At 47.2% G+C, this 12,595-nt stretch carries 9 protein-coding genes and 3 tRNA genes; 8 read left to right on the forward strand and 4 right to left on the reverse strand.

From position 1 onward, the window contains the following. The 4 genes from AC4BAN_RS01880 to AC4BAN_RS01895 form a co-directional block, all read right to left on the reverse strand. The gene (locus AC4BAN_RS01880) at positions 1-2,835 is read right to left on the reverse strand and encodes an SNF2-related protein (protein WP_490562668.1); all 2,835 of its coding nucleotides are present in this window, start codon (positions 2,833-2,835) and stop codon (positions 1-3) included. A 538-nt stretch (positions 2,836-3,373) separates the two neighbouring features. Beyond that, positions 3,374-3,447 (reverse strand) — tRNA-Arg (locus AC4BAN_RS01885). A gap of 67 nt (positions 3,448-3,514) precedes the next feature. Next, positions 3,515-3,588 (reverse strand) — tRNA-Pro (locus tag AC4BAN_RS01890). A gap of 109 nt (positions 3,589-3,697) precedes the next feature. Beyond that, positions 3,698-3,784: transfer RNA gene (locus AC4BAN_RS01895), tRNA-Ser, on the reverse strand. 299 nt (positions 3,785-4,083) lie between these two features. Between AC4BAN_RS01895 and AC4BAN_RS01900 the strand changes: the two genes are divergently transcribed. The 8 genes from AC4BAN_RS01900 to bioB all read left to right on the forward strand — a co-directional run bounded on the left by AC4BAN_RS01900 (position 4,084) and on the right by bioB (position 12,590). After that, positions 4,084-5,055, forward strand: coding sequence for a VWA domain-containing protein (locus AC4BAN_RS01900; protein WP_490562669.1), 972 nt, complete (start codon positions 4,084-4,086; stop codon positions 5,053-5,055). Further along, entirely contained in the window at positions 5,052-5,993 is a 942-nt protein-coding gene (locus AC4BAN_RS01905) for an aerotolerance protein (protein ID WP_490562670.1), read from the forward strand. The genes AC4BAN_RS01900 and AC4BAN_RS01905 overlap by 4 nt, the downstream gene beginning before the upstream one ends. Positions 5,994-6,058: 65 nt before the next feature. Continuing rightward, positions 6,059-6,604 carry a heme NO-binding domain-containing protein gene (locus AC4BAN_RS01910; RefSeq protein ID WP_490562982.1) on the forward strand — a complete coding sequence of 182 codons (546 nt, stop codon included), beginning with the start codon at positions 6,059-6,061 and terminating at the stop codon, positions 6,602-6,604. A gap of 449 nt (positions 6,605-7,053) precedes the next feature. Further along, positions 7,054-7,638 (forward strand): hypothetical protein, encoded by a 585-nt coding sequence (locus AC4BAN_RS01915; RefSeq protein ID WP_490562671.1) that lies wholly within the window; start codon positions 7,054-7,056, stop codon positions 7,636-7,638. Positions 7,639-7,946: 308 nt separating this feature from the next. Continuing rightward, positions 7,947-9,131 carry an acetyl-CoA C-acyltransferase gene (locus tag AC4BAN_RS01920; RefSeq protein ID WP_490562672.1) on the forward strand — a complete coding sequence of 395 codons (1,185 nt, stop codon included), beginning with the start codon at positions 7,947-7,949 and terminating at the stop codon, positions 9,129-9,131. A gap of 176 nt (positions 9,132-9,307) precedes the next feature. Further along, the gene (locus AC4BAN_RS01925; RefSeq protein ID WP_490562673.1) at positions 9,308-10,624 is read left to right on the forward strand and encodes a toxin-antitoxin system YwqK family antitoxin; all 1,317 of its coding nucleotides are present in this window, start codon (positions 9,308-9,310) and stop codon (positions 10,622-10,624) included. A gap of 158 nt (positions 10,625-10,782) precedes the next feature. After that, positions 10,783-11,268, forward strand: a complete 486-nt coding sequence (locus tag AC4BAN_RS01930) for a GyrI-like domain-containing protein (protein WP_490562674.1) — start codon at positions 10,783-10,785, stop codon at positions 11,266-11,268. A gap of 320 nt (positions 11,269-11,588) precedes the next feature. Further along, positions 11,589-12,590 (forward strand): biotin synthase BioB, encoded by a 1,002-nt coding sequence (gene bioB / locus AC4BAN_RS01935; RefSeq protein ID WP_490562675.1) that lies wholly within the window; start codon positions 11,589-11,591, stop codon positions 12,588-12,590. Positions 12,591-12,595 lie beyond the last annotated feature (5 nt).

A 12,595-nucleotide genomic window follows, 5' to 3' on the forward strand; every position in this document is an offset into this window, starting at 1 on the left:
TTAAATGATTTCGAATGATACGGTGAATAGTTCTTCCTCCTGCACGGTTCGGGTTAGTTTGCCCTTTGCCTCGGTAATCATGCTGTCGCGCTGTTCGTTTATCTCGTCTTCGCGGTCGTATATCTCCTGTCGCAAGCGGTTGTACTTACGCTTTATCTTAGATATTTTCTCCTGCAAGGCAATCAGCTCGTCTGCCAGTATGTTTTCTTTGTGCTGCTCGCGCTCCAGGTCACGTAATTTCTGGCGTTCCTCTTTCAGGTCCAGCTCCAGCCCGTGTATTTTATCGTCAGCCCAGCGCTCAAACTTGGAGAACTCGCGCTGCATAAACGCCGCGTCGGTCTTTTCGAGGTAGTGAAGTTTCTTCGTTTTATTATGCTGGTGCTGCTTTTCCAGTTCGGCGTCGTCAAAGCCAGCAAAGGTACCGGTTTGCACACTCACTTGCAGCAAATCGCGCAAATTTTGTTCTGTGAGCGGTTTTTTGTCGGAGCTTATACCTGTCAGAATCAGGGTGTCGTGCTGCTCTATGTCGGAGAGCACCGCCAGATTGCTGATTTTGAGCAAGCCTTTGGTGCCGCGCAGCCGCTCCAGTTCGCTATATCGAATTTGTGTAGATGACAGGTCGAACGTCAGGTGCGCCTTGTCGGTTTGTTCGGCTTTTGCTCGGGCTAACAGCTTCTGGGCTACGGCGCTCTGCACACGGTAGTGTTTGGCATCGCCACGCTTTTTGTTCAGGGTATACCGTTCGCCGCTGTCGTGAAGCACAAAAGTATAATCCTGCGGCTCAAACGCCGCCATGCTCGCCAGATAGTACTGGGTAATTTCCCAGAGCCATTTCTCGAATTTCTCCAGAAAGGTTTTGGTTTCGGAGTAGGTAATGCGGAGTTTGTTAATGACGCTGCCTTCAAAGTTCTCGAAGAGCACGCTCTGCACCTCTTTTATGCGTTGGTCTATGGCGTCTTTAAATTCTTCTTCCAGCGCTTTGAAGTATGCGGCTATTTCTGCTTTGGTGCGACATTTCTTGTACGCTTCTAGCATGCGCTTCTCAAAGTCAACGCCATTCTCTATACTTCCCAGCACATGATCCGATGAGCCGAATACCCCCTGGAACAAGGTATACTTTTGGTTGAGCAGTTCAAACACACGGTTCTCCACCTCGTTTTCACTGTTTAGGAAGTTTACCACCACCACATCGTGCAGCTGACCGTAGCGGTGGCACCTGCCGATGCGCTGCTCAATGCGCTGCGGATTCCAGGGCAGGTCGTAGTTCACCACCATGCTACAAAACTGCAGGTTTATACCTTCGGCGGCAGCCTCGGTGGCAATCATAATCTGGTAATCGTCGCTTTTAAAGGCGTCTACCAGCGCATTGCGTATGTCCACGCTGCGCGAGTGCGTCAGTTTACCGTAATTGTTCTTATCGGCAATCCACCTTTGGTAAATGGCGGTAGACTGCTCGTCGTTGTTGTTGCCGTTAAACAATAGTACTTTGCCTGCGTACTTTTCTTTCGATAAGCGCTCAAACAAGTATCGTTGTGTGCGGGTGGATTCGGTAAAAATGAGTGCCTTTTGGTGTGCGCCCAGCTCCTGCAGTTTAGCAAAGCCTGTCTCTAAGGCAACAATTAATTTTTCGCCTTTTTCGTTGTGCTCAATGCTGTTGGCTAAGGCCAGAAACTCGGTGAGTTTGGCAATCTCCTTCTCGATGTTCTCCTTATCCTGTGCAGTTATCTCGGTTGTGGTTTCGTCGGGGTCTGTTTCAGCATCTTCCTGTTCGTCGTCAAAGTTCTCGTACTCCTCCTCAAACCACGCCATTATCTCGTCTTCCACCACTTTGGAAGTAGCCAGCATATAGTGCAGGCGTTTGATAAGCGCTTCTAGGGTTTTGCCAATCGCAAACGACGACGAGCCGAGCAGCTTAAACATCACCGATTCCATCAGGTGCCGTTGGGCCCGTGGCAAAGCGTAAATAGTTTCGCTCCGTAGGTACTCTAGCACATTGTTGTACAGTTGCGTCTCTTCGGGAGTAGGCACAAACTGCTGGGTAATAGGTATGCGCTCACGGTAAGGCACAAACTCCCGCACATCCTGCCGCAAGGTGCGATGCACAATAGGCTTCAGCTTGTCTTTTAGTTCCAGCAAGTTGCCCTCGCCGTTTACATAATGCTTCCGAAAGCTTTTTATATCCCCAAATACATTTTGGTCTATAATGCTTACCAGACCAAACAATTCATCCAGTCGGTTTTGCAGCGGGGTTGCTGTAAGCAGTATTTTTTTATAATCTTTAATAGCGTTTTTGATTCGGGCAGCAATGCTTTCTGGGTTCTTATGGACGTTCCGCAGGTAATGGGCTTCATCCAACACAACTAAATCCCAGGACGTGAGCTGAATCATTTCCGCCATTTTGCTGGCAAACTGGTAGGAGCAGATTTTAATAGATTTACCATCATCAAACGGATTCTTCTCCCCAGACTTGTACCTGGCCGTAAAGTTCTTACGCTCCATCACCTCCGACTTCAGGTAGAACTTATCCGCCAGTTCGTTCACCCACTGTTTGCGCAGCGAAGACGGACAAATGATCAGGATACGCTTTTTGTTTTCAGCCCATTGCTGGCTCAGCAATATGCCTGCTTCAATGGTTTTCCCCAAGCCAACTTCATCTGCCAGTATAGCGCCTTTGGAGTAAGGTGATTTAAAGGCAAACAAGGCAGCTTCTACCTGGTGCGGGTTTAGCTCTACCTGCGCATCCAATAAAGTAACACCAAATTTTTCAGATGAATCCGAACTAGCTCGTTTTAGCAACTCGTAAGCGTAGTATTTGGCTTGGTATGGAGTAATCATCTATTGTTTCATATAGTTTTATGAAATGAGGAATAAGGCCCTATAAAATCAAAGATGGCAGATATAGAGTTAATATAAAATTAATTATTAATATGAGAAAGGGTATAGTCTAAAACTGATATTTGGACATATTTGGTTAAATTCACTACCCATAACATTCGGTAGAGTTAATTCTTCTTCCAGAAGATTTTTAGAGGTAAGGCAAGTAAGGTAAGCTTATTTATTTTTATGAATACCTTAAATTTAGGTTTAGCAGATAACTTTTAGCGGGATTATCTAAACTCCCGGCAAACGGAACCTAATTCTCTGGCGGGGGAATCCTGTCAGATTCAACCGGTGATCTGTCAATCGCCACCCGTTATGTAAAAACCCCAAGCCATCACGGTGGCCATCATCTTGAAGAAAAGATAAAGATCGAGCACGATGTTGTGTGACTGTTTGCCTAGCCAGTAACAGTCTGCAGAAAAGTTGTGTGCAAATTGTGTGCACATAAAAAAAGCACTTACAAGTTTTACCTTATAAGTGCTTGATAATCAAGTGATCCCGTTTGGATTCGAACCAAAGACCTACTGCTTAGAAGGCAGTTGCTCTATCCAGCTGAGCTACGAGACCATTGCTTAAAGGGAGTCATACTTCCTGTAAACAAAAAATTTCGGAATCTCTTCCGAAATTTTTTTAGTCGGGGTGGCAGGATTCGAACCTACGACCTCCACATCCCAAATGTGGCGCGATACCGGGCTACGCTACACCCCGAACTATGCTTTCAAGCTTCCTTCAATTTCTTGTTGTTAGCGTTGATTGCGATGCAAAAGTAAGCGAAGATTTTAAATAGTCAAAGCTTTTTAAAATTATTTTTCGCTTGCGGAGAGGGGGGGATTCGAACCCCCGGTACCCTTACGAGTACGGCAGTTTAGCAAACTGCTGGTTTCAGCCACTCACCCACCTCTCCGGTGCTCTTCCTATTAAAGAGGATGCAAACATACAACATTACCTTTAACAGCGCAATAGCAAGCCCTAAAATTTACAGTTAAATAAAGCTCTTAAACCCGCTAGACGCATCTAAGTATTTGATAATATTCGGCTTGACCCGGCAAACAAATTTTAATTAAAATTACAGCCGCTACCACACACCTACTGTTTCCAAAGCTCAACGCTCTATTAGCGACTCCTTTCCGTGCACAATGGTTTACCAACAGCAACATTTTAAGCTGCAGCTTTTGTATATTTGTGTTTAGCTTTTACCTTTTCATGACCTGGTACCAGTCCATAACCTTCCTAGAAGCCCTTTTCGGTGCATTATTTTTTGTGCTGTACCTGGGTTATCTGTTGCGGATAAGAAAGGTAGCGTTGTTTTTCAACCAGCGGCCCTATATTGTCTGGTTTAAGTTTCTGTTGCGTCACCTCTACGTGGCCCTTATTATTATTGCCATACTGGGCCCTTCTTTCGGTGCCATGAAGAAGGAGATCAAAACAATAGGCAAAGACCTGTATATAGCCGTTGACCTCTCCAAATCCATGGATGCCACCGATGTACAGCCCTCGCGCTTAGAAAAAGCCAAGTATGAAATCGGGCGGCTGATCACGCGTTTCAATTCTGATCGCATCGGGCTACTGGTGTTCTCTGATGAAGCCTTCATCCAAAGTCCGCTTACTTATGACCAGAATGCGCTCCAACTTTATACCCAAACACTCCATACCAACCTCCTGCCCTATTCCGGAACCGATTACGCGCCTGTCTTACAACTAACCCTTCAAAAGTTTAGCGAGAAAACCCCAGTCGCCACCAATCAACAAAAAGCCAAAGTACTGGTGTTGATCAGCGATGGGGAAGACTTTGGAGATAATATAGAACGGCTGGCTGAGCAGCTGAATGAGCAGAATATTCGCGTATATACCCTCGGCGTGGGTACCGCGAACGGGGGGAGTATACCGGACGGCAGCGGCTTTAAGCGCGATAAAAAGGGCAAAGTAATTGTAACCACTTTAAATGCTGCGCCACTTATTCAGCTTGCCGACCTTACAGGAGGGCAGTATTTCGAGGTAAATGACAGGGTTAGCGAAACAAGCAAGCTAATCAGTGCCATTAATACTATAGAAGGCGAATTAAGGGAGAGCAGGACAGTGGATGTAGCGGCAAATAAATATATCTACCCCCTGGCGCTGGCCTTGCTCCTGGTGCTTCTGGATGTGCTGATCACCGTTAAGATTATCCGGATATGAAAGCGACTTTCCTATTCATTTTCCTGCTAAGTCTGCTAACAGGAGGTTTCCGTACCATTTCCTCCATCAACCAGTATGCTGCTCAGGCTGCGATGGCCTATAACAAGCAGGAATATGTGGATGCGATAGCCGCCTATGAGTACTTGCTGTTTGAGCTGGAAGTAGCGGATGATCAGTTGCGCCTTAACCTGGCCCACACCTACTACCGCGCTGACTTGCTAACAAAAGCGCAACAGGAGTACCGCCTGCTGGCTGATAACCCCACCTACCGCTTGCGCGCCATTGCGCACCTGCAGCTAGGCAACATAGCTACAAAGCAGCAAAAATATAAAGAAGCCCTCTCGCTCTACAAGCAAGCGCTTGTGGCAGACCCGGAGAACGACCAGGCACGCTATAATTACGAGCTCCTTAAAAAGTACCTGGAACTACATCCCGAAAAAGCAGATAGCCCCCGTAATCAAGCGCCTTCGGAAGCGCCGTACGACAAGAATCCTCCCCCGCCTGCTGCGCAAAAAGAACCGGAACCAGTTAAAAAGCCGGATGCCGATGGAGATCAAGAAGCAGACATAGAAAAGCAGCAGGCAGACCCGGCGGGTATACAGCAGGAATTAGGCGGTACTTCAGCAAACAAAACGCAGCAGCCCCCTTTAGAAAAGGAAAAAGAACAGGCCACAGGTACTGCGAACGGAGACGTGGAAGGCACCAATCCCGAAGGAGTGTTTGACCCACAACAGCGGCAAAGAACAGGTGGCTATGAAAGCGCCACAAGTGCCGATGAAAAGGCACAGACACGACGCAACAGGCTGCAGCAAGCGAACATTAGCCCAGACAGGGCAAAGCTGTTGCTCGAAGCCATGCGGAACGCGGAACTGCAGTATATTCAGCAGTTGCCCAAAAAGACGACCCGGAAGCCAGACAAAGCAAAACCAGATTGGTAAGGCAATGTTTTGAATCGGGTTCTAAAATGCGGACATTGCATAAATTTATACTTACAAGTTACGGAATGCACGGGTTTATCTTTCAGCAATTAAAAAACTACGTTCAGGAGAATCATGGTGCTGAGGCATGGGGGGAACTTGTACAACATGCGTCCATATCACAACCAAATTTCAGCACCGATGGGGTTTATCCTGATCAGGATCTCGCCCTATTGCTTGAAACCGCTTCTGCCAGGTGGGGTGTATCACGCGACTACCTGTTGGAGGAACTAGGCAAGTACCTGGTCCCTAACCTTGTCAGGGTTTACCAAGCTTATATCGATACCTCCTGGCGAACACTCGACCTGATTGCGCATACCGAGCATACCATGCACCGTGCTGTGAGGACCAGCACTCCAACGGCCACCCCGCCCATTTTGCATGTGACGCGCATAGGCAAAGACAAATTGGTGATCGATTATTTCTCTAAGCGAAAAATGGCATATCTGGCAATCGGCATAATTAAAGGAATAGCCTTGCATTATGGAGAGGACGACCAGTTGGAGATCCGCATGTCAGAATATAGTGATGGAGAGCGCATACAGATTGAAGTGCATCACATTGGCATGTAGACAAAGCACTTCTGCCAGCCAAACAGCAGAGTGGCTGGCTATACATGAAAAAGCCACGCAAATAATCTCGCGCGGCTCTAAACTTTCATAGCTGGAAAGGCCCGATCTTTTTATTCAAACTATTATTGCCTTCCGGCCAGCACACTACCTGCACTACCCTTCTGCAATTGGAGAAATCTAAAGATCAAACGTTTAAAGGTCTACATACTGTGTATCCTGTAAAATGTTTTTTTAATTTATTAATATACCGTTTATATCTGTTTTCAACAAGCCCTCTATCTTTGTATTAAACCACTTATTTGCAGGTTGTCACAAAACCCTGGATCGGTTCTTCCCTTCTTTATTGGCACCACTCTCTAATAATATATGTTCGTTTACCGCTTAAAATCATTAATGTGGTTTTTTTAACGGTTTTAGATAGTATATATAACAAACCAAACTATATAACTATGAAAAACTTATTGACAAAAGCTACAACAGCTGTAGCAATATGCTCTCTTTTCGCATTCTCTTCGTGTCAGTCCGATGAGGTATCACCGGATGCCAATATGTTACAGGCACAAAATTCGCAGGATGCACACCGCGCAAAATCTTTTAATTTAAACAAGACCTATAACGTAGACCTTATGGCCTTGAATGGTTCTGGAGTGAACGGCACGGCAACTTTAACCTTAATGGGCGACAAGGTTACGGTACACGTTATGGCCAGTGGCCTGGAGGCGGGCATGTTGCACCCACAACACATCCACGGGTTTGTGAAAAGCAACAAAAACGCCAAATGCCCACCCATGTCAGCTGACACTAATGGAGATGGCCTGATCGACATTGGGGAAGGAGCACCCTTCTATGGCTCGGTGTTACAACCTCTAGCGCCTTTCCCAACCGCACCGGATGGCACTATTGATTATACCATGACATTTGATGTGACAGCTGACCTGTTGCCTCTACAGAACAATGTAATCGTATTGCACGGGATGACTGTCGATGGGGAGTATATGGCCACCTTGCCTGTTGCCTGCGGCGCGATTAAGTAAACAAGCATTGATTTATTATTCGGATTCATATCCAAAAAAGGAGCAGCTCAGAACTGCTCCTTTTTTTCGCTCAATAAATTCCCGTGGTAGCAAGGGCTATGTCATAAACCGTCCTTTACCGTCAACGGCACCTTTTACCTCTTACTCTATAAAAAACTTGCGCAACAAATAGAAAATCTGTTCGCTTTTCCACCTCGTCCTGAAGAATGGCAGCTTCTGTTCCGGCGCCTATAATTAGCTAACGAACGTTTGGTTTTGAGGCCGAAAAAAGGTAATTTCACACGACAAAACTTAACCTAACTCTTACTATGCAAGTCAAAGAAGTATATATAGTTTCGGCTGTCCGTACGCCTATCGGAAGCTTTGGAGGTACCCTGGCAAGCCTTAGCGCCACACAATTGGGCGCTGCCGCCATTAAAAGAGCACTGGAGAAAGCAGGCATCGATAAGTCAGAAGTACAGGAAGTGATCATGGGTAACGTGATCTCGGCGGGTGTTGGCCAGGCACCTGCCCGGCAAGCTGCTGTGTTCGCCGGCCTGGGCTACGAGGTAGAGTGCACCACCGTGAACAAAGTATGCGCTTCCGGCTCTAAAGCAGTTATGTTTGCAGCGCAGGCCATCATGCTGGGCCATAAAGATGTAATAGTGGCAGGCGGCATGGAAAGTATGTCTAATGTGCCTTATTACCTGGATAAAGCCCGATTTGGAGCTAAGCTGGGCCATGGGCAAATGATTGACGGCTTGCTGCGCGATGGCCTTTGGGATGTATACAACGACTTCCACATGGGCAATGCCGCTGAAAACACGGCGAAAGAAATGCACATCACCCGTGAGATGCAGGACGAATACGCCATTGGCTCCTATAAAAAAGTAGCCGAGGCTGCCGAAAAAGGTCTGTTGAAGGATGAAATTGTTCCGGTAGAGATCCCGCAGCGCGGCAAAGACCCGATCATCGTTTCAGAGGACGAAGAATACAAAAAAGTGAATTTTGATAAGATCCCTGGCCTGCGACCTGTGTTCGACAAGGCTGGTACCGTAACGGCTGCCAATGCTTCTACGCTAAACGACGGGGCTGCAGCACTTGTACTGATGAGCAAAGAGAAAGCCGAGGAACTGGGTGTGAAGCCAATCGCCAAAATACTTGGTTTTGCCGATGCGGAGCAGGACCCGATCTGGTTTACCACTACCCCATCTTTGGCTATTCCGAAAGCGCTTAAAAATGCCGGCGTGGATGCTGCTGATGTAGATTTCTATGAGATCAACGAGGCATTCTCTGTCGTTTCGATTGCCAATAACCAAAAGCTTGGCCTGGAAGGCAACAACGTGAATGTGTACGGTGGCGCTGTCTCGCTTGGTCACCCGCTGGGCGCTTCCGGTGCCCGTATCCTGGTAACGCTTTGCAATGTGCTGGATAAAAAAGGAGGCAAGATCGGGGTAACCGGTATTTGCAACGGGGGCGGCGGCGCCTCCTCCATCGTGATAGAAAAAATGTAATTTGCCGCAAAGGCATACAATTTGCAGGGAGCCTTACGTTAAACGTAAGGCTCCTTTTTTGTGCGGTGGCTATCCTTTTTGAATGTAAACGCTTGCCGAACTGTTAAAGAAAACGCTGGAATCAGCCTGAACGTTTTTAAGAACAGCCCCAGACCAACGCTTAATCGATTATACCTATGCCAAAATACCTGTTCCTGCTTATAGTCTTTTGCCTCTTTCAGCAGGTGGCAAGCGCGCAGCAGAAAGTCGTTACCTATCACCCCCAGGACCAAAGCGCTGTAAAAGAGGTCTATCATATTCAGTTGCCCGATTCGGCCATTGTGGGTTACTATAACCGCTATTACCTGGATGGCGCGCAGGAGGCAGTTGTAAAATTTGTGGCGGGCAAAAAGGATAGCATTTATACGGAGTATTACCCTAATAGCCAGGTAAAGTTACAGGTCAATTATGTAAACGGTGTGATGCAAGGGCCCTTTAAAGCATTTCAGCAAAACGGCAAGCTGCTACAGGAGGGCAACTATGAGAACGACCAGCAATCCGGCATTTTCAAGACCTACAACCCTGATGGTACCATTAAAAAGGAAGCGGCGTTTGTGAAGGGCTTTCCAGAGGGAACGGTGCGGGAGTATTACAAGGAGGGCCAGCTGCGCTCCGAGATAGCCTACAAGAACAGCCAGCAGGACGGCCCGGCTAAAACATACTTCCCGAATGGCAAGCTGGAGTCTGATGCAACCTACAGCAACGGCATGGTGGTGGGGCCATACAAAACATACTTTGATAACGGACAGCTGCAGACAGAGACCATGAACGAGGCGGGCAAGAAAAACGGCAGTTTCAGAAGTTATTACCGCAACGGGCAGCTCAGCACCGAAGGCAGCTTTTCAGGTGGTAAAATGCACGGTCAGGCTAAAGCATTTTACGAAAGCGGCAAGCCCCGTAGCGTGATCAACTATAAGAACGGGGCGATAAACGGTTCTGCACAATATTTTTACGAAGATGGCAAGCTGAAAGAAGATATTATTGGCAGCAATAACGGCGATGACACTAAAACCACCAGCTATTACCCTTCCGGCAACATTAAAGCAGAGGAGCAAATGAAGGCGTCCAAAAAGCAAGGAAACTGGAAAACATACTTTGATGCTCCTGGTAAGCCGGTTCAGGTTTCCGAAAACTATAACGCGGGTATACAGGTCGGTGAAAAGCTGGTATACTATGATAATGGCCAGGTGAAAGAAAAATACAAGTATGAAAACAGTAAGATCATCGGCCTGAGCTATGCCTATTATTCATCAGGCAAACTAAAATCTGAAACCAATCACAAAGACGGACGCCGCTTCGGGCCTTATAAGGGTTACTTTGAGGATGGAAAAGTAGAGGTACTGGGCCAATTCAGGAACAACCGTGAAACCGGCACCTGGAAGTATTATGACAAAGAAGGGAAGCTGATCAAAACCCGCGTTTACCGCAACGGTGAGGTTCTGGAAGAAAAATAGAGCTGTATTGGGGTTTATTAAAAAAGCAAAAAGAAATAACAGCCAGTAACTACTGGAAACTTTAAAAGTGGTTGTTTCTACACCATTTTCCATTGGGTTACACAAATGCATGCCATATTTTTTCTAAACACAAATCATCAATTCAAATCCGCCATACTTTGCAACCAAACATACTTTGTGTTCCTGAAAGGAAACTAATTGGCCAGAAAATTCATACTTTTTTGGCCGAAAACAGGACTTTTGAGCTTTGGAGTGGCTTTAAGCCACGCGTTAAAGAGATCACCGATCGTATAGGTAGCAGCTTTTATTCAGTGCAGGATTTTGGCGAATTAAATTCCCTGCTTCAGTTTACACCCGATACTTATTTTGACAAGTTGGCCGCTGTAGAGGTAACAGCCAGTGCACTAGTACCCGATCACATGGAGGCGTACATTTTACCCGGCGGGCTTTACGCCGTGTTTGTGCATAAGGGCAAACCCGACACTTTCCCTAAAACTTTAGCTTATATTTTTGATGTGTGGCTGCCTGCCGCTCCTTATACACTGGATAACCGCCCACACTTTGAGGTGATGTGCGCAAAGTATGACCCCTCCTCCCCCGAAGCAGAGGAAGAGGTATGGATCCCTATCAAACCTAAACAATAGACCTGTTGCCATTTTTACCGGTCTTCTACACCTTTCCTTCCTTCATTTAAAAACCATTCCCATCTTTATCATTTTTTGCCTTGATGAAGGCAAAGGGTGTAAATTCTCCGGACTTCAGGCAGGAAATATCTCTTTCCCCCTCCACCAGCCTTGCCAAATGAGAAACCGCGAAAAATTATTCACAAATTCACAAACCATTTTATCCACAGGAATAGTACAGTAACTGAATTAGTTAACTAATTATACACGGAAACTGCCCATAATATTGATTTTTAATTCCTAAATCTTCAAATTACCTTCGTAATCTAAATACGAGTACCATGACGCAAAACGGACAAAACACAGACATCCGCACCAACTGGAGTCTGGAGGAAATAAAGGAGATCTACAACCAACCTGTACTGGAACTGATCGTGAAGGCAGCCCAGGTGCACCAGCAGTACCAGGCTACCGGCGAGGTGCAGGTTTGTACGCTCCTTTCTGTAAAAACCGGTGGCTGCCCCGAGGATTGTTCATACTGTCCGCAGGCAGCGCGTTTCCATACAGGCGTAGATGTGCACAAACTCCTGGACCAGCAGCAGGTGATTAATGCCGCCCAGCGCGCCAAGGATGGCGGCTCTACCCGTTTCTGCATGGGTGCCGCCTGGCGTGAGGTGCGCGACAACCGCGACTTCGATAAGGTGCTCGACATGGTGAAGGGCGTGAACGAAATGGGCCTGGAGGTTTGCTGCACCCTGGGGATGGTGAACGAATACCAGGCCGAAAAGCTGAAAGAAGCCGGCCTGTACGCCTACAACCACAACCTGGACACCTCGGAGGAAAACTATTCCAACATCATCACAACCCGCACCTACGGAGATCGCCTGGATACCATCGACAACGTGCGTAAAGCAGGAATCTCGGTTTGCTCCGGGGGCATCATTGGCCTCGGCGAAACAGATGAAGACCGTATTGGCATGCTGCATACGCTTTCTACCCTGGTGCAGCATCCGGAGTCTGTGCCGGTAAACGCCCTGGTACCTGTTAAAGGAACGCCACTGGAAAACCAGCCACGCGTTTCTGTTTGGGAAATGGTACGCATGATCGCCACGGCCCGTATCCTGATGCCAAAAACCATGGTGCGCTTGTCGGCGGGCCGCGAGCAGATGGATATAACGGAACAGGCATTGTGCTTTCTGGCGGGTGCTAACTCCATTTTCACAGGCGAGAAGTTGTTAACGACCCCTAACCCTGATTTTGATCAGGACAAGGCGATGTTCGCACTTTTAGGCCTGTCTCCTCGAAAATCCTTTAAAGCAGAAGCACAGCCACAGGCGGTATAATAACC

This window comes from Pontibacter sp. GD13 (assembly GCF_058216355.1).